The sequence below is a fragment of the Desulfovibrio biadhensis genome (genome assembly GCF_055388615.1).
Genome location: NZ_AP042477.1, coordinates 1,570,656 through 1,593,473, shown reverse-complemented (window position 1 = coordinate 1,593,473; position 22,818 = coordinate 1,570,656). Strand labels below are relative to the sequence as shown.

Here is a 22,818-nt window from a genome sequence, read left to right as displayed (position 1 = left end):
AAATTACACACCGGCAGGGGGTCAAGGGCGCACTTGACCCTTTTGCCCCTTGCCCTTAGCTTTTTATCCATGCCCTCCAACAAATCCCCTCTTGTACCACCGCAAATGGCCAAGCTTTCGGAAATGAAGCTTTTGCTCTGTGACCGATGCTGCGACAACGCCGGCGCCGTTAAAGAACTGATCAAGACCGGCGGGTGCACATGTGATATTTGCGGCTGGAGCTGCAAATGTTCCGGTGACGATTGCAAGCAGTACGTCAACCGTGTGCCCCTGTCCCTGATCCCTGACGCAGGGTGGGAGTATCTGCACCGTAAAAACGAGGAAAGCTCGCGCCCCTTGGACTGGCAGGCCCTTTTCGAGCTTGAATAAGCACTTTTTACTCTGATATTACGGACCTTATTTCATTCCCCCCCTTATTTTTAGCGATTCCCTTTTGCATTCCTCCCGCATTTGCGTATAAAGAAATATGTGTTTTCCCCGGAGAATGATTTTCCGGGGGTGATATCAACCACTACGCATCCGGAGAATGTATATGCGCTGGAAGCAGTTTCTTACACCCGTAGAATCCGTTACCGCTGATGAGGCCCGCGAGCAGATCGCCAATGATCCGCAACTGCAAATACTTGATGTGCGCCAGCCCGGCGAGTATCGCGACGGGCATATATCAGGCGCAACCCTCATCCCCATGGCCGATGTAGGCGACAGGCTGCAAGAACTGGACGCCGAAAAACCCGTACTGGTCTACTGCGCCATTGGCGGACGCAGCCGCATCGTCTCCCAGACACTTGCCGGCAAGGGCTTTGACAAGGTGCTGAACCTGAAGGGCGGCATCAAGGCCTGGAACGGCTGGACCGGCTTTGGCGACTATGAGCAAGGGCTTGAATACTTCAAGGACCTTGGCTCCCTGGAAGAAGTATTGAGCACTGCCTACGGCATGGAAGCCGCGCTCGAGGAGTTCTATGGCAATATGGCTGGCCGTGTGCAAAATGATGATGCCGCCGATATTTTTAAGAAACTCGCTGACATAGAGGTTAAGCACAAAGAGCAGATCGCCCAGCGCCTGGAGCAGGCAACCGGCAAGAAAACCCCTGACTCCCCCCCCGACGTTCCCGAAGGGGGCATGTCCACAGACCAGTACATGCAGCGTCTCGGCGTTGATATGGAAAATCCCACCGACATTATTGAATTCGCCATGGCCATTGAAGGACAGGCCCTTGACCTCTATTCCCGCGCCGCAGAGCGCGCAGAGGGTGATGTCGCCACATTCCTGAAGCACATGGCCGGTGAAGAAAAGAACCACCTGCAACGTCTGGCCAAACTTATGGACAGCATGCACGGAGGCAACTGATGGGCAGACTCGTACTCGCAGGCGCAGGCCACGCGCACATGGCAGTCATGGCGCACTTGCCTGAGATTATAGCGAAAGGACACACCGTCATCGGCATCGGTCCCGGCCCCCGCCATTATTACTCCGGCATGGGGCCCGGCATGCTCGGCGGCGACTACCGCCCGGAGGACATCAGCTTCCCGGTCAAGGAAATGATAGAAGACCGCGGCGGCGAATATGTGCAGGGCAAGGTCGCCCGCATTGATCCTGAAAAGCGCATCGTCACCACCGAAGCAGGCGGGGAGATTCCCTACGATGTGCTGAGCTGCAACCTGGGGAGCTATGTCCCGAGCCAGGTGCTGCATGACCAGGGAGCTCAGGACGTTTTTACCGTAAAGCCCATTGAGAACCTGCTGGCAGCAAGGCAGCGTATCCTGGACCTTGCCGCGCAGCGAACTGTTCGCGTGGGTGTATGCGGGGGGGGCGCCGCCGCCTTGGAAGTTGCCGGCAACGCCTATGCCGCCGGCCGCGAACAAGGGCGCCACGGCTGTAAGGTGCAGGTCTTTGCCGGAAGCGGCTTTCTCAAACGCATGCCGGAAAAAGTGCAACGCCTGGCCAAAAAAAGCATGAAAAATCGCGGTATCGAAATATTTGCCGGCGACCAAGGCAACTACGTCAAAGAAGTCAGGACAGGGAGCGTGACCCTGCAAAATGGGCAAAGCTATGAGCAGGACATCATCTTCATGGCCCTGGGCGTGCACCCATCCAATGTGTTTGCCGACTCGGGACTCCCCACGGGCAAAGACGGCGGGCTGCGTGTTAACCGCTTCCTGCAGTGCGTTGACCACCCCGAGATATTCGGCGGGGGCGACTGCATCTGGTACGACCCGCAACCTCTGGATAAAGTAGGCGTCTACGCCGTACGCGAGAACCCCATATTGCTGCACAACCTGCAAGCCCAGCTTGAGGGAAACGAACTGCAACCCTTTGAACCAGGGGGCTCCTACCTGCTGATCTTCAACGTTGGGGAACGCAAGGGCGTGCTGCACAAAAGCGGCATCGCCTTTGACGGCAAGCTCGCCTTCTTTCTCAAAGATTGGATCGACCGCAAATTCATTCGGGAATTTCAACCTCAATAACGATACGTTAGCTTACCGGGCTCTGCGTTTTCTGCAGGGCCCGGTGTTGCTCCCGCCACACCCGAAAAGACCCAAGCCTTCTGCGGATCGTCCATAACCCGAAACACTTACAAACGCGCATTCACTTTGTAGATCCCGTATACAAGCAGCGTTATGCTATTTATGACACAAGCGACATGCAGCTTGTCGCCTTGTCATCCGCCCCTTTTTGTCGTTACTATGAGTACTGCACTTCATTCGGGGGAGAAGAGGTAAAAAAGGGGGCACCGGTGACAGCTTTCACCTGGCAAGGTGAATTCTCTGCCAAAGCACATGAGCGACGCTACCGGCTCACCTGCTGGCGGCAACAGGCCATGCGAACGCGCCTGGTCTGCGGCGTCAGTGCATTGCTGTATCTTGCCATCGCTGGTGGTGATTATCTCACCCTGACGGCAGGCGGTGTACCTGATACGTTGCCCATTCTGCTTCCTTTGCGCATTGCCTGCTTCATATTGGGGTGGTTGTGCGTGCTCCTCACCTTCCCGCGGCGATTCATGCAAATGCTCCCCTGGGGAGTCGGGCTCTATATTCTTTCTTTATGCACTGTGGAAGCCGTGGCCTGTGTGACCACAATCGACGCCGCCCAGGCCAGCCCCGACCCCAACCGTATGCTGTTCACCCTGCTGTTAATTCTGGCTTTTTACATCTTCCTGCCCATACGGCTTTTGCCAGTGCTTGCCGGCGCTAGCCTCGGATCAAGCGTTTTCGTCATGGCTCTGGGCACGCTTACCCCGCTTCCATTGCCGCAGGTCTACACCACCGCCATGTTTTTCATCATGGTCAACGTTTTCGGCGGATATTATCTGCGAGGAGCAAACATCACCCAGCGCAATAACTTCTATGCACAACGCGAAGAAAGACTCCTCAAACGCAGACTGCGCAGGGAAACGGCTGAACGCAGAAAGGCCCAGGCACAACTGCAACTGCTGGCCACGACTGACGATCTCACCGGAATATACAACAGAAGGCAATTTCTGCTTTCCTGCCAGGAGGAACTGGCGCGGTTCAGACGCTATGGCCTGCCTGCGACCGTGCTTCTCATCGATGTGGACCACTTTCACCGCATTAATGACAAATACGGCCATGAAACGGGCGACAAGACCTTGCAGGCGCTTACAACCCGCTTCGTTAATCAGCTGCGCAGCACAGATATTGTAGGGCGCCTTGGCGGCGAGGAATTCGGGGTGCTGCTCCCAGGTACGGAGGGCATGGACGCCTTGGCCGTTGCACGCAAGCTTTGCAAAATCTTGGTTTCGCGCCCCTTGATGGTGGGCGACAATGGAAGCCAGTCCCCCTTCCAAATCCCCCTTTCACTGAGCATAGGCGTGGTGACAATGGGTTCGGCAACAAACGCGCCTGTAGATTTGCTCCATTACGCCGACATCGCCCTTGTCCGGGCAAAGCAAAAAGTAGGTGACAGGGTGCATCTTCACGAGGCGGAAGAAAGCGACACGCCCAACGATCAGGATCAAGCTCTGGCTTCTGCCTGAAAAATCCCCGTTTTATCAAACAGGTGGTGCCACAATCTTGATGCGGCACGCCGCCCCGGCATGATCCGATCGCAATATCAGCACCTTACCTCTGTTTCAATAATATCCGCACTCTGCAAGACGTAATTACCCATTCTCTTTTCTTACATTTGTGCGCACTTGAATTAATTCATGGTGCTGTGCTATATGCAGAATTGAATCTTCAGTATCTATGTTTTTTGTTATCAGTTACATTTCATTTTAACAACAATGCATTACATAAAGGGGCTCGATCGATCATGAACGACGGAAGAAAGCGCGTCATCATCGAAATGCTTAAGCCACAAGTCGACAATGCAGAATACCCTGCTAAACGCGCCTTGGGAGAGAAAGTAAACGTAATCGCCCATGCTTTCAGCGATGGTCACGATGCCATTGCCGTTGAACTATGCTGGCGCAAAAAAGGTGAATCCGATTTCAGACGGGTGCCCATGCAGCCGCAAGGCAATGACGTTTGGCAGGCATCCTTTGTCATAACAGAGATGGCGGATCATGAATTTACGGCCCGCTCCTGGATAGACCATTTTGCCACCTGGCGTCATGGCCTGGAGAAGAAATTCGAGGCCGGGCAAAATATCCTTGTAGAGCTTGCGGATGGCGCCCCCATGTTGCGTGATGCAGCGCAGCGGGCCGAAGCTGCAGCCGACAAGGCGCTTTTGTCGGATACCGCGGCAAAGCTCACCGCAGGTGGTCAGGACGCGGCCTTTGAGGCTGCCATGCAGCCGGAGCTGGAAGAACTGATGCATTTGTGGGGAGATCGCTCCCTTGCCAGCACCTACCCAAAAACGCTGGAGATCCAGGTGGACCCCCACCTTGCCCTGTTCAGTTCATGGTATGAGGTTTTTCCACGCGCTGCTGCGGCCATGCGGGGCGAAGACAGGCACGGCACCTTTGAAGATGTGCGCAAACTCTTGCCGGAAATCAAGCGCATGGGGTTTGACGTGCTGTACCTCCCCCCTATCCACCCCATTGGGGAGACCAACCGCAAGGGCAAGAACAATGCGGCCACCTGTGAACCGGACGACCCTGGCAGCCCATGGGCTATCGGAGGTGCAGCTGGCGGGCACAAGGCGATCCATCCGCAGCTTGGAGGTTTTGAAGAATTTGAGCGTTTGCGCTTGCTTGCAGACAATATGGGCATTGCTCTCGCCTTGGACATCGCTTTTCAATGCGCCCCGGACCACCCCTATGTTCAGGAGCACCCGGAGTGGTTCAAGCAGCGATCGGACGGCAGCATACAATACGCCGAAAATCCGCCCAAAAAATACCAGGACGTGTACCCATTTGATTTCGAGACGGATGATTGGGAAGCACTGTGGGATGAGCTGTTAAGTATTTTCCTGTTCTGGCGCGAACGCGGCGTCAAGGTTTTCCGGGTGGACAACCCCCATACCAAGCCGCTTCCATTCTGGGAGTGGTGCATCCCAAAGGTACGGGAGCAATATCCAGAAACGATCTTTCTGGCCGAGGCGTTCACCCGCCCCAAGGTGATGTACCGGCTGGCCAAGGTGGGTTTTTCCCAGTCCTACACCTACTTCACCTGGCGCAATACCAAGGCCGAGATAACCCAGTACATGAACGAACTGGTTAAGGACGCGCCACGGGACTATTTTCGCCCCAATTTCTGGCCCAACACGCCAGACATTTTGCCTGAATTCCTTCAATACGGGGGACGCGCAGGCTTTATGCAACGGTTGGTGCTGGCGGCCACGCTTTCCTCAAACTACGGCATTTACGGCCCGGCCTTCGAGCTGTGCGAGAGCGCAGCCCTTGAGGGAAAGGAGGAATACAAGGATTCGGAAAAGTACGAAATCCCGCTCAGGAATTGGGATGCCCCGCATAACTTGCGCGATTTCATCTCCCTTGTGAATGAAATCCGGCACGACAACCCCGCCCTGCAAAGCACATGGAACCTGCGCTTTCTCGAGGCGGACAACGAATTTGTGCTGTTCTACGCCAAGTATGACGATGACTTCGACAATGTCATTCTGGTGGCTGTGAACCTGGACCCCTACAACAAGCAGGGGACCTGGCTGCACATGCCCAAACGCGAGTTCGGCGTGGAAGAGAACCACCCCTTTCTTGTGCACGATCTGTTGGGTGACGACCATTTCATCTGGCATGGGGAGCGCAATTATCTGGAGCTGGACCCGTCCGTGCTGCCTGCGCGCATCTTTAAGTTGAAGAAACGCCTGCGCCGGGAAACCGATTTCGACTACTTTTTATAGGGATTGAGCGCCATGTCTCTTCTCACGAACAACAATAATCCTTCAGGCATCGAGTGGTTCCGCGACGCCGTGATCTACGAAGTGCATGTCAAAGCCTTTTGCGATGGCAACGGCGATGGCATTGGCGACTTTCAGGGCATGCTTTCCAAGCTGGACTACCTGGAAGACCTGGGGGTTACAGCCATCTGGCTGTTGCCTTTCTACCCTTCGCCCTTGCGTGATGACGGGTACGACATAGCTGAATACTGCGACGTGCACCCGGACTACGGCACCCTGGAAGAATTCAAGACCTTTTTAACCAGCGCTCACGAAAGGGGAATCCGCGTCATAACCGAGGTCGTGCTGAACCACACTTCCGACCAGCACCCCTGGTTCCAGCGTTCTCGGCGTGCGGAAAAAGGCTCGGCCTGGCGCGATTTCTACGTCTGGAGCGATGACCCCAGGCGCTATCAGGAGGCACGGGTCATTTTTCAGGATTTCGAGCACGCCAACTGGTCCTTTGATCCTGAAGCCAACAGCTATTACTGGCACCGTTTCTACCACCACCAGCCCGACCTCAATTTCGACAACCCGGCTGTGCAGCAGGAACTGTTGCAGATCGTCGACTTCTGGTTCGAAATGGGTGTTGACGGCATGCGCCTCGACGCCGTGCCCTATTTGTACGAGCGTGAAGGCACCAACTGTGAAAACCTGCCAGAAACATTCGCTTTTTTACGAACGCTGCGCAAGCATGTGGAGGCCAGGCATGCGGACAAAATCCTGCTTGCCGACGCAAACCAATGGCCGGAAGACGCGGTGCGCTATTTTGGCGAGGGCGACATGTGCCATTCCGCCTTTCATTTTCCGCTCATGCCGCGCATGTTCATGGCCCTGGAAATGGAAAACAAGCACCCTATCCTGGATATTCTGGAGCAGACTCCGGAAATTCCCGAAGGGTGTCAGTGGACCCTTTTTCTGCGCAACCATGACGAACTGACGCTGGAAATGGTCACGGACGAAGAGCGCGACTACATGTATCGCATCTTTTCCAAAGACCCCCGGGCGCGCATCAACCTTGGCATCCGCCGCCGGCTTGCCCCGTTGCTGGACAACGACCGCCGCAAAATAGAACTGATGCACGCGCTGCTGGCGACCATGCCAGGTACGCCTGTCATCTATTATGGCGATGAAATCGGCATGGGTGATAACTACTACCTTGGCGACCGCGATGGCGTGCGCACGCCCATGCAGTGGAATTCGAACAAAAACGCCGGGTTTTCCCCTGGCAACCCCCAAAGCCTGTTTCTGCCTGTCATCATCGACCCCGGCTATCATTATGAATCCGTCAATGTGGAAACCCAGGACCACAGCCAGGCTTCCCTCTTATGGTGGATGCGCCGACTCCTGGCCATGCGCAACGAAAGCCAGGCATTTGGCAGGGGCGGCATGAAATTTCTGGAAACCGGCGATCCCCGCATCCTTGCCTTTATCCGGACCCATCAGGACGAATCTGTCCTTGTGGTGGCCAACCTGGGGCGTTTTGCACGGATGGCGGAACTTGATCTGGCGCCCTACCAAGGTTGCTCGCCCAAGGAAATCTTTGGCCGCACATCCTTCCAAAGCATAGGCGCGCACCCCTATTCATTGAGCATGGGGCCTTATGGCTACTACATTTTCCAACTATGCGCCCCGGAAAAAGAGCATGTTGCAGCGTCTGAGGCGCACATGCCCACAGTGGCAACCGCCACAGCCCAATCCTGGGCCGAGTTTTTTGACGACAAACACGCACGCGGCGCCCTGGAAAAACACGTGCTGCCGGCTTATTTCCCCCGGCAAAGATGGTACGGGGGCAAGGCCCGCAGACTTCGCGGCATGCGCATTCTGGACTGGCCTCGCCTGGGCGGAGCCCATACCGCAACAGACAAGGGGCACAGCCTCACCTACATCGCCCTTGTTGAGGTCAGCTACGACGAAGGGGATCCGGAAATCTACAACCTGCCCCTGGCGTACGCGCCGCTTTCCCCTGCAACGGAAGATGCGGGTGGCAATGAACTGCCAAAAGGCAGCCTGGCTCGTGTGGACTTTCCAAACGGTTCTGGATGCATTTACGAGGCGGTATATGACGAGGCCTTTCTCTGGAGCCTTCTGGACATACTCAAGCACGGTCTTTCCATCGACTCTTCAGGCGGCAGCCTTATAGCCGCCACGGGCCAGACCCTGCGCGAAATTGACCAGACACCGGAGCTGGACCTTACGCCCAAGGTCCTGGGCGCTGAGCAGTCCAACACATCCATCCGTTTTGGACAGGAACTCATCCTCAAGCTGTATCGCCGTACCGAACGTGGCGATCACCCTGATCTGGAAATGGTGCGTTTTCTTACGGACAAGGCCGGATTCAGCCACATTCCCCCTTATGCAGGAGCGCTTGAGTTCACGGAAACCAGAAACAAGGGACAACGGCGCAAAGAAGGCGTTGTGCTGGGGTTGATGCAACGCTTTGTTAAAAACCAGGGTGACGCCTGGAAACAGACCCTGGACATTGTCGGGCACTTTTACGAAAGCGCACTGGAACATCAAGGCAATGCCCAAATTGTTCCTTTGCGCCAGAACCTCGCAGCTTTGGCCATGGGCGCCCCTTTGCCAGAGGTGGAACAGTATTTCACCGGCTACGCCCTGGAAACCGCCTATCTGCTGGGGCAACGCACCGGGCAGATGCACCTGGCACTTGCCAGTGACGATGCTGACCCCGCTTTCGTGCCGGAGCGGTTCACCCAGCACTACCAACGGGCCATGTTCCAATCCATCAGAAACATGGCGGGGCGCGAATTCCGGCTGTTACGCGACAATGTAGGCAGCCTTCCCGCCCCTATGCAGCGCGAGGCGTCTGAAGTGCTGGATTTGGAACCCGCGGTGCTGGAAGTTGCAAGCGGACTGACCAAACGCAAGATCGCCTCGGTCAAGACTCGCATCCACGGTGACTACCATCTGGGGCAGGTATTGTTCACGGGCAAGGACTTCGTGATCTTTGATTTTGAGGGCGAACCTGCCCGCGCCATGAGCGAACGCAGGTTGAAACGCTCCCCGGTTCGCGACGTGGCAGGAATGATTCGCTCTTTTCATTACGCCGCCTATTTTCCGCTGCTCACAGACTCCTGGGTGCGTGAGGATGACGTACCTGTTCTCGAACCATGGGCGGAACTCTGGTATCAATACAGTAGCAGCGTTTTTCTGCGCGGTTGGCTGGAAAGCGTTCAGGGCAGCGCAATTGCCCCTGAGGACCAGCACGCACTGGAGCAACTGCTGGTGCCCAGTCTTCTCGAAAAAGCCATTTACGAGATGAGTTATGAACTCAACAACCGCCCTGCCTGGCTGATCATCCCTTTACGCGGGATCAAACATCTTTGTGGAGAAAGCCAATGACGAAAACAGATATCCCCGCGGTTCTTCATGGCCCAAGCCTGATGACCGAACACGACATTTACCTTTTTAAGGAAGGCAAACACCACAGACTTTATCAAAAAATGGGAGCGCACCCAGCGGTGCATGACGGCCTGAAGGGCTACATTTTTTCAGTCTGGGCGCCCAACGCCGCGTCCGTGAACGTCATCGGCGATTTCAATGGCTGGGACAAGCAAGCCCACCCCCTGGCGCCTCGTTGGGACGCTTCCGGCCTGTGGGAAGGGTTCATTCCAGATCTGCCAAAAGGGGCCAACTACAAATACCATATCGTATCCCGCGAAGGTGATTATTCCGTGGACAAGACTGACCCCTTTGGCATCCATGGGGAAACATCCCCTTCCACGGCGTCCAAGGTATGGGACCTGGAGTATACGTGGGAAGATGCGTCCTGGATGGAAACACGCCACCAGCACAATTCCCTGAACAGCCCCATTTCCATATACGAAATGCACCTGGGCTCCTGGCAGCGCGTGCCGGAAGAAGACAATCGACAGTTGTCCTACCGTGAGATGGGAGAACGCCTTGTCAATTACCTGAACGAAACCGGCTTCACTCACGTGGAGTTTCTGCCCATCATGGAGCACCCCTTTTATGGGTCATGGGGCTACCTGGGCACGGGTTTCTTTGCCCCTTCCTCCCGTTGGGGAACACCGCAGGACCTCATGTACCTTGTTGACCTGCTGCACAAAAACGGCTTTGGCGTCATTCTGGACTGGGTGCCTTCACACTTTCCAACCGACGAGCATGGGTTGATGTATTTTGACGGCACGCATCTCTTTGAGCATGCCGACCCCCGCCAGGGCATTCACAAGGATTGGGACTCCGCCATCTTCAACTACGGCCGCAACGAGGTGCGCTCATTCCTCATATCCAGCGCGTTCTACTGGCTGGACAAGTATCATATCGACGGCTTGCGCGTGGACGCCGTGGCCTCGATGCTCTACCTGGACTATTCCAGAGAGCCTGGCGAATGGGTTCCCAACATTCACGGCGGCAACGAAAACCTTGAAGCAATCTCTTTCATCCGCCAGTTCAACGAGTCCGTCTATAAAGACTTTCCCGATGTGCAGACCATAGCAGAAGAATCCACAGCCTGGCCCATGGTTTCACGCCCCTTGTATTTGGGTGGCCTTGGCTTCGGCATGAAATGGAACATGGGGTGGATGCACGACACCCTGTCCTACATGGCCCAGGACCCGGTGTACCGCAAATACCGTCAGAACCAGCTTACGTTCAGCATCATGTATGCGTTTTCGGAAAACTTCGTGCTGGCTCTTTCCCATGATGAAGTCGTACACGGCAAAGGTTCCCTGCTCGGAAAAATGCCAGGGGACGAGTGGCAACAGTTCGCCAACATGCGCTGTCTGTTCGGTTATATGTGGGGGCACCCAGGCAAAAAACTGCTGTTCATGGGCGGCGAATTCGGTCAGGGGCGCGAATGGGCGCACGAACAAAGCCTGGACTGGCACCTGCTTGAATACCCGCACCATCAGGGAGTAAAACGCTGGGTGGAGGACCTCAACCGCCTTTATCGCCATGACCGCGCACTCTTCACTCTGGATAACTCCAGCGAAGGATTCCAGTGGGTCGATTGTTCCGATTCCGAGGCCAGCATCGCCGCCTTTATCCGCAAGGGTGACAATGGCGAAATGACCATGGTGGTGCTGAACCTGACCCCCATACCACGCTCCAATTACAGGCTTGGGGTACCCTTGGCAGGCGCATGGCGCGAAGTCCTCAACTCCGACGCCACAATTTATGGCGGTTCCGGCTGGGGCAACATGGGTGGCATAAGCACACGCCCCGTGCCTAGCCACGGCCACTACAACTCCATGTCCCTGAACCTGCCCCCACTTTCCGTACTGTTTCTCAAGCCGGAAAGCGAAACAACATAATCAAGAACAAGGGCTCTTTGGGACACCTTATCGGGCTGTCCCAAAAAGCCCTTCTTACACCCCGTAACACCTAAATATACAAAATCTTCTCTGGCCTACAGCAGTCCAGTTGGGGCGCAACAGCGCCGTATGGCGTTTTTCATCTACTTTGGGCAGAATAAACTACCGACAACTGCAAAGCAGCAATACATGCCGCACTGCCTCCGGAGCTCGCATGCCCACACCCTACACTGACCGCAATATCCTTAACACGCTTACCCCCATTGGTGCGCACCTTCACGATGACGGACATTGTCATTTTTCAGTGTGGGCTCCCCATAAAACATCTGTAACGCTGGAACTCCTGGCTAACGACGCTGTGACGGTAGAGCTAGCGCTCCCTCTGACGCAGGAGGGGGAATACTGGCGGAAAACCGCAACTAATATCGCGGAAGGGCGGCTTTACCGCTATCTTCTTGATGCTGACGTCCGCCGCCCCGACCCTGCCTCGCGGGCACAGCCCTTTGGTGTGCATGGGCCCTCTGCTGTTGTTGCGCCGCCTTCCCGAAATGTGCACGCGTTCATCCCTCCCTCTATGGCGGACATGGTCATTTACGAGCTGCATATTGGTGCGTTCACCCCTGCCGGGACCTTTGACGCCGCTATAGAAAAACTGGACCACCTGGTGGACCTGGTAGTGAATGCCGTAGAGTTGATGCCCCTGGCCCAATGTCCGGGAGAACGCAACTGGGGCTACGACGGCGTGTATCTTTTTGCTGTGCAACACGCCTATGGCGGAGCTGCTGGGCTGGAGCGCTTTGTACAGGCCTGCCACAGACGCGGACTGGCCGTGCTGTTGGATGTGGTATACAACCATCTGGGCCCGGAGGGTAATTATCTCAGAGACTTTGCCCCTTATTTCACCAAAAAATACGTTACGCCATGGGGCGAAGCCGTCAATTTTGATGGCCCCTATTCCGATGGCGTGCGTAACTTCATGCTGGAAAACGCCCGCCACTGGTTACAGGACTACAACATCGACGGTGTGCGCATCGATGCCGTGCACGCGATTTATGACCGCCGCCCTAACCATATTCTGGCGGATATTGCTCTTTTGGCCCGTGAATTGACGTCCCCACACAAGGCGCGCCCCCTGCTAATTGCCGAAAGCCACGACAATGACCCCCGACTGATTACCCCCCTGGCACATAACGGACTGGGAATGGACGCCGTGTGGAATGATGATTTCCATCACGCGCTCCATGCGTATCTTACGGAAGAAAATCAGGGCTATTATGCGGATTATGGCCAGCTGGAACAGGTTGCACAAACTCTTGACGCCGGTTTTTGCTACACTGGGCAGTATTCAAATTACCGCAAGCGGCATCACGGGCTCTCTGCAAAACACCTGCCTGCAACAGGTTTTGTAAACTGGCTGCAAACCCACGACATGATCGGCAACCGCCTCAAAGGAGAGCGGTTGCCTACGTTGCTGGACGCTGCCTCCTGCAGACTGGCGGCCGCCCTTATGCTGCTCACCCCCGGCGTTCCCATGCTTTTCATGGGCGAAGAATGGGGCGAAACAGCCCCCTTTCTCTACTTCACCCACCATGGCGACAGTCAACTCATAGAAAATGTACGCAAGGGGCGGCTCCACGAATTCGCCTCCTTTGGCTGGAAAGAAACACCTCCAGATCCAAACCAGCGCGAAACCTTTGTGCGCTCCAAGCTGGACTGGGCTAAATTATCAGCCAAGCCACACGCGCCCACGCTTGCCTTTTACCGCGAACTGCTACGCCTGCGCCATAAGCATCCTGCCCTCCGCCCTCAAAACCGCAACAACACAGCAATAGACAATCGCAATAGCGTTTTGTCGCTTTCTTGCGCAGACCCCGCGAATAACGCGAAGCTGCTTTGCCTTTTCAACATGACCCTGGAAAACCGCATTGCGGAAATAGCATCTTCTCAAACCAAAGCCGGATGGCGTGTATTGCTGGATAGCGAAGCCCGACAATGGGGGGGAGCGGGCATTTCTCCCCTTCAGGAACCCCTCGTTGATCAGATACGCCTGCCCCCTCGATCGGTAATCCTCTTGCTCGATCAATAACCGTACGCCAAAAAGTGTATGACATCTTTTTTATTTAGACAGATCGCATAACCTTGCCACAATTTCACTATAATTTTCAGCACACACATTATAGGCATGTTCTATACCATTCTCCAGAATAAGCCTGGAGGTTCCTCCCACATTTTTAACCCGTGGAGGTGGACATGTCTTTGCCCCGTTTTCGCAGTTCCTGTTTTTTCCTCGCTTTACTCCTGGCCGTATTTTTTGTTTCTGGATGTTCCAAGCCAGGCCAATACATAACGCAAACAAACCAATTTGCCGTTGCGACAAGTAATGTTGCAGATGCCATGACAATCTATTTTTCAGAAGTTTTGGAAAGCCACATTGCGCTGGAGATGAACGGATATTTATACATGGCCACCCCCATAGACCTGAAAATCTATGACCAACACGGCTATGACATTGATGCAATAAACCTCAGACGCAATGCTCTGGAAGCACTGCAAAACTACGCTAAAGCCCTCGCAAGCACCTCAGAAGTAGATTACGGCGAATTGTTTTACGCTGAAGCCAAAGACGTTGTGGCATCCATAGACAGCCTGAAGAACAAGGTAAAAGTGCTTGAATCTTCATCGGAAGTAGCCCTCGTATACGCCGGAGTAAAAAACTTGTTTTTAGGGTTGAGTAAACTGGTCGCCTTAAAAATGTCCCATGACCAGGCTGAAGATATACGAGAGGCAATCCTCGCAGATGCGGAATCTGCCCGGGAACTCGCGAATATGGTGGCCAACGACATCAGGCAAAACATCATACCTGACCTGATTTTTAAACAAAAGATCAGTATGATGAATTCCTTTGACCATGCGAACCAACACATCGAGGGGAGCACGCTCAAAAAGAGAAAAGAATACACGAGTGACATGCTGGTACTTGTAGAGAATGTAAGTGAATCGGAAAACGCTTCCTACCTTTTTGTGGCTTCAATGGACAATTACAACAAAGCCGTCGATGCCTTGGTTGCCCATGCAAAAGGCGGAAATGAAGCTGATTTGAAATCCATAGCTACAACCGTTGCAATTTTTGCTGACCAAGCAAAAAGACTCCTTGAACTAGTGAAGATGTGAAGAAGGAGACATCATGGCTATTGAATTTTCAGAACAACAAATTGAGTACATCGCCTCTATGCTCATGGCTCATAATGTAACGTCAAAAATGCTTTACGAGTATGCAATCGACGTAAGGGCCGGAGGAGGAAACGAGGCGCTAGAACAAGCCCTTTCGATTGGCGATCTGGCCCGCGCCATATCCAGGATAAACATGAGGCATACCTCGGATGATATTAAAAACCATACGGATGCAATTGATAAGGCAATCGCGCGCCTCAAAGAGGCCATGGATAATTATAAAGAAATGGCTGAAGCCATGGAAAAATTCAAAGAAATTCTTCAGGACATCTCCGCCACCATGGACGGATAGCCACGCTTTTCTACAGCTATCATAAGAGGGCAACAGGTACTCTTATGATGGCTATTAGCCGATGCGCGCCCCGCTTTTGAGCAGCGAACGCAATGCAATGATTGTCTCGCGCACTTCCTGGGATTCAAGATCGCGGGGGCGCGGCAGGTCCAGGCACTGCTCGGCAATGATGCCCTTGGCCTGACCATCCAGCACAAGCACGCGGTCCGCCAGCTTGGCGGCTTCGGAAACGTCATGCGTCACAAACAGAATCGACGGGCGCAGGGAAGCATGGAGTTGCAAAAGCAACTCGTGCATATCCTCGCGGGTCAGGGCGTCCAGAGCAGCAAACGGTTCATCCATTAGCAACAGCTTTGGCTCAAGCACCAGCACCCGCGCCAGGGCGACACGCTGGCGCATGCCCCCGGATAGTTGATGCGGCAGCAACATTTCAGAGCCTTGCAGGCCGACCATGCCCAGCATTTCCATGGCCCGCAGCTTACGCTCCCGCTTGCCGATGCCCTTGGCCTTCAGCCCGAAGGCTACATTTTCCCAGGCGCGCAGCCAGGGGAAAAGCGCATCCTCCTGAAAAACCATGGCCTTGTCCGAAGATGGCGCTGAAGACGGCGCCCCCCCTATTCGCACTTCACCCATTTGCGCCTGCACAAAACCGGCGATGACGTGCAAGAGCGTTGTTTTGCCGCAGCCGCTTGCGCCCAGCACAGCCATTATCTCACCAGGCGCCATGGCAAAGCTCACAGATTCCAGCACAGGTACCGCAGGCTGCCCGTACATGAGCGCTATATCGCGCACCTCCATAAGGGGGGAGACACTCCCGGCGGCCTGCATCAAGAAAGCCTCCTTGCGCTGACAAATCCCAGCCGCATGGCTGAGACCAGAAGCGCATCGCACAACCAGCCCGTAATCGCTATGACCAGGATGCCGCCCATGATGACGTCCACGCGCCCCAACATGCGGGCATCCATAATCACCGCACCAAGTCCCTGGGGCACGCCTGTCAGTTCGCCCAGCACAAGATAGGCGAAGGAAAGCCCCAGACCCAGGCGCAGGCCCGTCAGGATGTTGCCCATGCTCGCTGGCAGCACCACCAGACGCAAAATGCCCCAAGAGCTCAGGCCCAGCATGGCCCCGGCGCGCAAATAGGTTTGCGGCACCGCAGCAACGCCTGCCATGGTATTGACGTAGATGGGAAAAAAGGCCGCAAGGCCGATGAGAAAGACAGTAGCTTTGAACCCGATGCCAAACCAGACCAGGGCAAGGGGCAGCCAACTGATGCCCGGTACGGAACGGACACCATCGATGAAGTTCGCCAACAGCAACCGGACGGGGCGCAAACGTCCGGAAAGCACGCCCAAGGGAATGCCCAAAAACGCGGCGCACAAGAATCCAAAGGCCACGCGGCCCAGGCTGGCCTTGGCGTCTTCCAGAAACCGCCCCGCATAGGCGCCGCTGCCTGGTTCCGCAGTAATATACGTCCACAGGGTCTGCAGCACCTGGTCAGGGGGTGGGAGCATATATTTGGGGGCAATGCCCGAATAGCTGAGCAGCGACCAGAGCCCGAACATAACCGCCGGCATAACCAGCGGCAGCAGGAACTGCGAGACGCCGCGCGTTTTCAACTTCCGCTTCATGGCTCCTGTTTATAACGCTTCACGAAGCGAAGGTCTATGAGCGAGTCGTAGTCGGGTTCCTGCTCTATGACCCCCAAGGCCAGCATCCGCTTGCCAAGCGCTTTTACCCGCTGCACAAAGGCAGCGTCCATATCCCAGGTCAGCGCCATATTCGGGGCGGCCAGCTCCAGAACATCACGGTTGGTGCCAAAGGCCGCAGCAGCGTCCAGCCATTCTTTCTTATGCTCCTTCAGATACCTGGTGGCGTCCGCATGGGCGTTCACCATCTGCTGCACCAACTCAGGATGCTGCTCTATGGCGTCCTTGCGCACCAGCATGCCGGCGTTTATGTCGCCTACGGATTCATCATAATAGGGGTAGGCGAGAATACGGCCGTAGCCCTCATGGGTCGCCAGGGACGGAAAAGGCTCCCCAGACAGAAACGCATCGATGCCGCCGCGCATAAGCGCTGTGCCCATGTCAAAGAAATCCACCCGCACCAGTTCCACGTCCTTCAGGGGGTCCAGCCCGTTTGCAAGCAAAGTCTCGCGCAGCAAAATCTCATGCATGGTGCCTGGCACATAGCCGATCTTCTTGCCTTTCAGGTCCTTGACCTCTTGCACGGGGCCGTCTTTGGCCACAACAAGGGCCGAGCACTTGTTGCACAACGCGGCCACGACCACCACAGGCTCGCCCCTGGAAGCAGACGCGATGGCGTGGGCCAGTGTGGTGCCGCACATATCCAGGCTGCCGGCGAGGAGCGCGGCTTTCTGGTCTGCGGGGTTGGTAAACGGAAATACCTGCGCCCCTGCAACTCCAGCAGGCAGAAACTGCTTGTAAAAAAAGGGCTGGATTGTCTGGGCGGTCTTCCACGTGCCCAGGCGCCAGGCATTCCCTTCATTCGCAGAGGCCGTCATTGCTGCGGCTATGGCCAGCAGACTTGCCAGCACAATACCGGCGGCAACGAGGCGTAACGACTTGTTCCTGACCTGCATGAGTTCTCCCTTGCTGTGCTGCACTGCAGTTATCTTCCAACGTCTTCCGAACCTGACAACACACGGCGCAAGTGAATCAACTTCACGTATTCCTCTTGCGCCTGACTATATGCTGGTACTATGCAAAGCAATTTGAAGGCAGTGAAACGTCGAGCTCCATTTCCTTAAAGATGGTGGCGCAGCGTTCCAGCCCCTGGCCCCTGCCGGCGCCTGTATCCGCCTCCAGGTCTCTGGGGCTGGAGCCAACCTCTGGAAAAAACAGGTTCGCCCCCGCCAGGAGAGAGGCGGTGTGGGGCTCATGGGTGCAATGGGCGCGGGGCACATCCCCCATGACCAGACGGCTCACTGCGACCATGCGCGCCATTTCGCGCTCGGTAATCATGCCGAATTTCTCCATGGGGGAGCCGGCAAAATTGATGCGCCGCATGACGCCGGAGTAGGTTGCCCCGAGTTCCCTGGCAAAGGCCATCAAGTGTGCGATTTCTTCCAGACTGTGCTCCGGTCCCACCGGCTCCACACAGTTCATCCACTTGAGCCCGACATCAGCAAACACTTGCACGGTGCGCTTGCGTTTTTCGGGCTTAAAGGGAGTATCCCGTCCTTCTCCAAGACGGATGGCGTGGTAGCAGCCCACAAAGCCGGCGTCCAAAAGCTGTTCGCCTTCCTGATGCGTAATGTCCCGGGTATTGGCTACGAGAGGCGTGCTTACGGTTTTTTGCATTATCCGCCCCATTTCAAGCAGGCGCTCGAAGCTGTAAAACCCGGTGGTCATAATGTTCAGGGCGTCCGCGCCTTGCGCTTCGGCCAGGCGCGCCCATTCAAGAACCTGCTCTTCACTGAACTCCACGTTTTCCGTAAATATTCCAGCCTTTTCTGTCAGCGAGCAAAACAGACAGTTGAAACGACACTGTTCCACATTGAGGCCGATGTGGAAATGGCGCTCCCCTTTGTTCCCAAAAGTCTTGCGCGAGATGCGATTGGCAGTCTCCATGAGGGCGTAGACTTCCTTGGATTGTAAATCCAACTGCAGCAAGGTAACGGCCTCCTGCTCTGATATGCCTGCCAAATCTTCGCCTTTTTTAAGGAGTTCCGCGATGCGAGGGGCTATATTCCAGCTCATGGTCGTGTCAAAACCTCATAGGTCATAGGATTCCGTATATGTGCAGCATTACCCATCGGGTACTATGCAACGTATACAATGCCGTATTTTTTGCAACGCCAATAGAACACGCGAATGATTCACTCAAGTTGCAAAAGGTCATATAAATTGCTTGCGCAACGGCCGGGGAAAAGAATAAAAAAAAGCGCCCTCCCATTTTAACGAGAGGGCGCTCAAAAAAACAACTGGGCGTATTATTTATCTTCCGTATAATCGACAGGCCCAATATTCAGCTTTTTGGCAACTTCAACAGCGTCATCCAACTGTTCCTTGCTGTAGCTGTGCCAGGGCATGCCATTTTCAAGCAAGGGCACGAGACGTTCCGCACGTTCAAGAAGATGCTGCGCGGCAGAGCCCGCGTGATCCTCAAAATTTTTAACCTTGTCGAGTTCCTTTTGCAGCCCTTCTACCAGCGCGGATTTGTGTTCGTCAGACATCGAAGCCTCCTGTAGTGTGTAATGTATTTGCCAGCGCTGTATGCCATCTCCCCAGACCATACAGCGGCGTGCGGCGCAGTGTTTTGCAACGCTCGATTATTATTTCACATTTACCGTTCTAGGGCAAACGCAGATACATCCCCGAAAAGGTGGCACGGTTCATTTTCTTTCACGATATTGCCCCCCTGCATCCTTTTCCCAAATGCGCCAGCGCACGGGCAAGAAGGCATAGGCCCAGCCATACAGAAGCCCGCTTACAACCATGCCCGTCATCCAGCCAGCCAGCACGTCCGATGGGTAATGTTTGCCCAGGTAGAGACGTGACCACCCGGCGAAAAGGGGCACCAGAAAAATCCATGGACGCACACGCGGCAGGCACAAACCAAGAGCCAGCGCAGCCGCCATACTGTTGGCCGCATGGCCGGAGGGATACGAATTGCCGGTCTTCTTTTCTTGCTGAAAAGAAGCAGGACGTTGCCGCCACGCGCCATCCTCATAATAATGAGTCCCGGCCAGAACATTCAAAGGACGTACGCGCATGGTCTCCTGTTTGAGCCTATAGACTGTCTGGTCTGTTGCGCCCAACGCCAAAAGAAGAAAAAGCGCTGTGCCAAGAGCACGTGTAACGCCAACATAACGGGCCGCACCGACAAGCAGCAGCGCTCCAATCAACCAGAGCATGGCGCTCATGGAAAAGAGGCGCATCACTGGGTCCAGCCAGTCCGCACGCAGTACGCTGTTGAAAAACGTAAAGACCGCCAGATCCCATTGTTGGGTGGCGAAAAACATCAGTGGGCTTCCTCCCAGGTCAGCCCGTGCCCCCAATCCACTTTCAGTTTGACGCTGAAGCCCTTTTCATCCACCACGTTGGCCATGATGTGCGCCAGGTGTTGTCCAGCTTTTTTGGCTTTTTTTTCAGGCACTTCTAGCAGCAGTTCGTCATGCACCTGGAGAATGACACGCGCTTCCAGACTTCTCAGGGATGTGTCCAGGTCGGCCTTTATCATGGCGGCTTTTATGATGTCGGCTGCGCTGCCCTGAATCACCGTATTGATGGCTTGCCGCCTGGCCTGGGACTGCAACTGGTTGTTCCTCGAGTTGATGTCCGGCAAATAGCGCCTGCGGCCGGCCAGGGTCGTGACGAAGCCCTGCTCCTTGGTCGTCTTCTCCACGCTTTCGTAAAAGGTGCGCAGCGCTTGCAGCCGACTAAAGTAGCGTTCGATAAAGGCTTTGGCTTCCTTCAGGGAAATGCCCAGGTCCTGGGCCAGCTTTTGCGGCCCCATGCCGTAGATCAGCCCAAAGTTGATGGTCTTTGCGCTACGCCGTTCATCCGGTTTGATGTCTTCCGGCGTTTTGTCAAAAAGCAGACCTGCGGTGCGGCTGTGGATGTCCTCGTCGTTTGCAAAGGCTTCCAGGAGTGTCGGGTCCTGGGAAAAATGGGCCAGAACGCGCAACTCGATCTGGGAATAGTCGGCCGCCACCAGATTCATGCCATTGGTTGCACAAAAGCACCCCCGCATGCGTCGCCCCATGGGCCCGCGAATGGGTATGTTCTGCAGGTTGGGGTTGCTCGATGAAAGGCGCCCCGTGGCGGTGGCAAGCTGGTTGAAGGTGGTGTGCACCCTGCCGTTGGCATCCACCAGTTTGGGCAGTGGCTCCAGGTAGGTGGAGCGCATTTTCTCTAGCTTGCGGAACTCCATTATCTTTTCGATGACAGGGTGCTTGCCATGGAGCTTTTCCAGGGCAGCCTGCGAGGTGGATGCGCTGCCCTTGGGGGTTTTGCCCGCGGGCTTCAGTTCCAGTTTTTCGAACAGCAGTTGCGCAAGTTGCTGGCTGGAGCGGATGTTGAACTCCCCCCCTGCCAACGCGTAGATTGCGGCTGTCAGCTCTTCGATTTGCCCCTGCACTTCACCAAGAAAATCATGGAACGCGTCGAGATCGATACCAATGCCTGCCTCTTCCATGTGCGCCAGCACCGGAATAAGCGGGGTTTCGAGTTCTCGCATGAGATTCTTGAGTCCGGAATTTTCTACACGCGCTGCAAGATCACGCCCCATGTGTAAGGCAGTCAGCGCCTGATTGTTGGGGCTTGCTTCCAACAACCCCTGATAGCGCTCTATGAGTTTGGGAAAGGTGTAGTCGCGCTCTTCCGGGTTCAGCAGGTAGGCGGCCAGGCCCAGGTCAAACCAGTGCCCCAAAGGAACCGCGTGCATTTCAGGAGCATTCTGCAGCAGCTTTTTTACATCCGGGGTATACAAAAGCGCTGCCTTCGCAAGCGCCTCAGGGAGCTTTTCCAGGTCCTCAACGCACAGATACTCTTTGTCTTCCACTGCAACCAGAAAGCCCATGCGCGCCGGGGTGAGCCCCACTTCCTTGCCTTCAAGCAACTTGCCAAGCTCGGCCGCGGCCGGTCCGACTTCTGTCTGCACTTCGGCCGATTTGTCTGCCTGCGGTTGCGCAAACAATGTGCCCTGCTCCGTTGCCCTTGTCTGCACCTTGCGCGGCAGCTCCTGCAAAAAAGAGCGGAATTCATACTCCTGAAAAAACGCGGCCAGCGCGTCATGGTTCAACGTGTTACGTGCGTAGTCGTTAGCGCAATTTGTTTCATGGATATCGGTACGCAGTGCGGTAAGCTTGCGGTAAAGCGGCAGATTGTCCACTTCCGGCTCAATCTTCTTGCGCTCCGCCGGGGTAAGATCATCCAGGTGTGCCGCTATTTCCTCCACCGAGGCAAAACGTTCGAAGAGCTTTGCCGCCCCCTTTGGGCCAATACCGGGCACGCCGGGGATATTATCGCTGGAGTCGCCGATGATTGCCTGGAAATCCGGCCATTGCGCAGGCTCTAGCCCCGTCTCCTCGCGAAAGGAGGCCACGGTGTCGAGCTTTTCCTTTTTGGCCATGGGGTCCCAGATGTAGACGTTCTCATCCAGGCACTGTTTGAGGTCCTTATCCGCCCCAACAATGACAACAGGGCGATCCTTTTTGCAGCGAGAAGCCATGCTTGCAATGAGGTCATCGGCCTCCACACCGTCTGAAACCTCCACGGAATATCCCAGCAGCTCCACCCCCCGCTTGATGGGCTCCAGCTGTTGGATAAGATGTTCCGGGGTGGCGCTGCGCTGCGCCTTGTAGGGCTCGAAAATTTCATGGCGGAACGTAGGTCCCCTGCCATCGAGAAAAAAGCCGAGATACTCAGGGTCCTCGTCGCGAATCAGTCGCAGCATAAGACGCATGACAATAAACAACGCATTGGTGGGAAAACCGTCCGAACGCTTCAGGTCCGGGTAGGCGTAAAAGGCGCGGTAAACGTATGCGCTGCCATCAATCAAAAATAGGGGAGCCTTGTCGAGGCCGAGGCGCTTTTGTAGCGGTGTGGGCATGGCAAACCTTGCTTCATGCGGTTTTTGCGTCACAGTATGATGCCGCGCAGGGCTCCCTCTTGGGCCCCCTCGCGCTCTTCCAGAAGTCGTTGATCCCTCTGCTGCGTGCGCAAAGACAC

At 55.3% G+C, this 22,818-nt stretch carries 17 protein-coding genes; 10 read left to right on the top strand and 7 right to left on the bottom strand.

Annotation, left to right across the window (positions count from 1 at the left end; genetic code table 11):
* The first annotated feature begins 33 nt into the window (after positions 1 to 33).
* The 10 genes from ACZ5EH_RS06980 to ACZ5EH_RS06935 all read left to right on the top strand — a co-directional run bounded on the left by ACZ5EH_RS06980 (position 34) and on the right by ACZ5EH_RS06935 (position 15,118).
* A complete protein-coding gene (locus ACZ5EH_RS06980; RefSeq protein ID WP_464277406.1) occupies positions 34 to 369 on the top strand; it encodes a hypothetical protein in 336 nt (111 codons plus the stop codon).
* A gap of 163 nt (positions 370 to 532) precedes the next feature.
* Positions 533 to 1,348, top strand: coding sequence for a rhodanese-like domain-containing protein (locus ACZ5EH_RS06975; RefSeq protein ID WP_464277405.1), 816 nt, complete (start codon positions 533 to 535; stop codon positions 1,346 to 1,348).
* On the top strand, positions 1,348 to 2,466 hold the full coding sequence (locus ACZ5EH_RS06970; RefSeq protein ID WP_464277404.1) for an NAD(P)/FAD-dependent oxidoreductase: 1,119 nt from the start codon (positions 1,348 to 1,350) through the stop codon (positions 2,464 to 2,466). Before ACZ5EH_RS06975 ends, ACZ5EH_RS06970 begins: the two co-directional genes overlap by 1 nt.
* Before the next feature lie 269 nt (positions 2,467 to 2,735).
* The gene (locus tag ACZ5EH_RS06965) at positions 2,736 to 3,995 is read left to right on the top strand and encodes a GGDEF domain-containing protein (RefSeq protein WP_464277403.1); all 1,260 of its coding nucleotides are present in this window, start codon (positions 2,736 to 2,738) and stop codon (positions 3,993 to 3,995) included.
* A 278-nt stretch (positions 3,996 to 4,273) separates the two neighbouring features.
* The gene (locus ACZ5EH_RS06960; protein ID WP_464277402.1) at positions 4,274 to 6,262 is read left to right on the top strand and encodes an alpha-1,4-glucan--maltose-1-phosphate maltosyltransferase; all 1,989 of its coding nucleotides are present in this window, start codon (positions 4,274 to 4,276) and stop codon (positions 6,260 to 6,262) included.
* A 12-nt stretch (positions 6,263 to 6,274) separates the two neighbouring features.
* Positions 6,275 to 9,661 (top strand): maltose alpha-D-glucosyltransferase, encoded by a 3,387-nt coding sequence (gene treS, locus ACZ5EH_RS06955; RefSeq protein ID WP_464277401.1) that lies wholly within the window; start codon positions 6,275 to 6,277, stop codon positions 9,659 to 9,661.
* Positions 9,658 to 11,595, top strand: coding sequence for a 1,4-alpha-glucan branching protein GlgB (gene glgB, locus ACZ5EH_RS06950; protein ID WP_464277400.1), 1,938 nt, complete (start codon positions 9,658 to 9,660; stop codon positions 11,593 to 11,595). Before treS ends, glgB begins: the two co-directional genes overlap by 4 nt.
* 214 nt (positions 11,596 to 11,809) lie before the next feature.
* Positions 11,810 to 13,681, top strand: coding sequence for a malto-oligosyltrehalose trehalohydrolase (treZ, locus tag ACZ5EH_RS06945; protein ID WP_464277399.1), 1,872 nt, complete (start codon positions 11,810 to 11,812; stop codon positions 13,679 to 13,681).
* 164 nt (positions 13,682 to 13,845) lie between these two features.
* Positions 13,846 to 14,766, top strand: coding sequence for a hypothetical protein (locus ACZ5EH_RS06940; RefSeq protein ID WP_464277398.1), 921 nt, complete (start codon positions 13,846 to 13,848; stop codon positions 14,764 to 14,766).
* A gap of 13 nt (positions 14,767 to 14,779) precedes the next feature.
* Positions 14,780 to 15,118, top strand: coding sequence for a hypothetical protein (locus tag ACZ5EH_RS06935; protein ID WP_464277397.1), 339 nt, complete (start codon positions 14,780 to 14,782; stop codon positions 15,116 to 15,118).
* 54 nt (positions 15,119 to 15,172) lie between these two features.
* Here the strand turns inward: ACZ5EH_RS06935 and ACZ5EH_RS06930 are convergent, their stop codons facing one another.
* The 7 genes from ACZ5EH_RS06930 to polA all read right to left on the bottom strand — a co-directional run bounded on the left by ACZ5EH_RS06930 (position 15,173) and on the right by polA (position 22,699).
* Positions 15,173 to 15,946 carry an ABC transporter ATP-binding protein gene (locus tag ACZ5EH_RS06930; protein WP_464278272.1) on the bottom strand — a complete coding sequence of 258 codons (774 nt, stop codon included), beginning with the start codon at positions 15,944 to 15,946 and terminating at the stop codon, positions 15,173 to 15,175.
* Positions 15,946 to 16,749 (bottom strand): ABC transporter permease, encoded by an 804-nt coding sequence (locus ACZ5EH_RS06925; protein WP_464277396.1) that lies wholly within the window; start codon positions 16,747 to 16,749, stop codon positions 15,946 to 15,948. The genes ACZ5EH_RS06930 and ACZ5EH_RS06925 overlap by 1 nt, the downstream gene beginning before the upstream one ends.
* A complete protein-coding gene (locus ACZ5EH_RS06920; RefSeq protein WP_464277395.1) occupies positions 16,746 to 17,723 on the bottom strand; it encodes an ABC transporter substrate-binding protein in 978 nt (325 codons plus the stop codon). The genes ACZ5EH_RS06925 and ACZ5EH_RS06920 overlap by 4 nt, the downstream gene beginning before the upstream one ends.
* A 118-nt stretch (positions 17,724 to 17,841) precedes the next feature.
* A complete protein-coding gene (locus tag ACZ5EH_RS06915) occupies positions 17,842 to 18,843 on the bottom strand; it encodes a biotin synthase BioB (RefSeq protein WP_464277394.1) in 1,002 nt (333 codons plus the stop codon).
* Positions 18,844 to 19,076: 233 nt separating this feature from the next.
* A complete protein-coding gene (locus ACZ5EH_RS06910; protein WP_464277393.1) occupies positions 19,077 to 19,319 on the bottom strand; it encodes a hypothetical protein in 243 nt (80 codons plus the stop codon).
* Positions 19,320 to 19,478: 159 nt separating this feature from the next.
* Positions 19,479 to 20,108: a phosphatase PAP2 family protein gene (locus ACZ5EH_RS06905; RefSeq protein ID WP_464277392.1), complete on the bottom strand. Its 630-nt coding sequence runs from the start codon at positions 20,106 to 20,108 to the stop codon at positions 19,479 to 19,481.
* Complete coding sequence (polA, locus tag ACZ5EH_RS06900) at positions 20,108 to 22,699, bottom strand: DNA polymerase I (protein WP_464277391.1); 2,592 nt, start codon at positions 22,697 to 22,699, stop codon at positions 20,108 to 20,110. The genes ACZ5EH_RS06905 and polA overlap by 1 nt, the downstream gene beginning before the upstream one ends.
* Positions 22,700 to 22,818 lie beyond the last annotated feature (119 nt).

Excerpts from the sequence above, each read along its gene's own strand:
- polA (WP_464277391.1), bottom strand. The coding sequence starts at position 22,699 with ATGCCCACACCGCTACAAAAGCGCCTCGGCCTCGACAAGGCTCCCCTA.
- ACZ5EH_RS06920 (WP_464277395.1), bottom strand. The coding sequence starts at position 17,723 with ATGCAGGTCAGGAACAAGTCGTTACGCCTCGTTGCCGCCGGTATTGTG.
- ACZ5EH_RS06925 (WP_464277396.1), bottom strand. The coding sequence starts at position 16,749 with ATGAAGCGGAAGTTGAAAACGCGCGGCGTCTCGCAGTTCCTGCTGCCG.
- ACZ5EH_RS06970 (WP_464277404.1), top strand. The coding sequence starts at position 1,348 with ATGGGCAGACTCGTACTCGCAGGCGCAGGCCACGCGCACATGGCAGTC.
- ACZ5EH_RS06975 (WP_464277405.1), top strand. The coding sequence starts at position 533 with ATGCGCTGGAAGCAGTTTCTTACACCCGTAGAATCCGTTACCGCTGAT.
- ACZ5EH_RS06935 (WP_464277397.1), top strand. The coding sequence starts at position 14,780 with ATGGCTATTGAATTTTCAGAACAACAAATTGAGTACATCGCCTCTATG.
- ACZ5EH_RS06960 (WP_464277402.1), top strand. The coding sequence starts at position 4,274 with ATGAACGACGGAAGAAAGCGCGTCATCATCGAAATGCTTAAGCCACAA.
- ACZ5EH_RS06905 (WP_464277392.1), bottom strand. The coding sequence starts at position 20,108 with ATGTTTTTCGCCACCCAACAATGGGATCTGGCGGTCTTTACGTTTTTC.
- ACZ5EH_RS06940 (WP_464277398.1), top strand. The coding sequence starts at position 13,846 with ATGTCTTTGCCCCGTTTTCGCAGTTCCTGTTTTTTCCTCGCTTTACTC.
- ACZ5EH_RS06930 (WP_464278272.1), bottom strand. The coding sequence starts at position 15,946 with ATGCAGGCCGCCGGGAGTGTCTCCCCCCTTATGGAGGTGCGCGATATA.
- ACZ5EH_RS06915 (WP_464277394.1), bottom strand. The coding sequence starts at position 18,843 with ATGAGCTGGAATATAGCCCCTCGCATCGCGGAACTCCTTAAAAAAGGC.
- treS (WP_464277401.1), top strand. The coding sequence starts at position 6,275 with ATGTCTCTTCTCACGAACAACAATAATCCTTCAGGCATCGAGTGGTTC.
- treZ (WP_464277399.1), top strand. The coding sequence starts at position 11,810 with ATGCCCACACCCTACACTGACCGCAATATCCTTAACACGCTTACCCCC.
- ACZ5EH_RS06910 (WP_464277393.1), bottom strand. The coding sequence starts at position 19,319 with ATGTCTGACGAACACAAATCCGCGCTGGTAGAAGGGCTGCAAAAGGAA.
- glgB (WP_464277400.1), top strand. The coding sequence starts at position 9,658 with ATGACGAAAACAGATATCCCCGCGGTTCTTCATGGCCCAAGCCTGATG.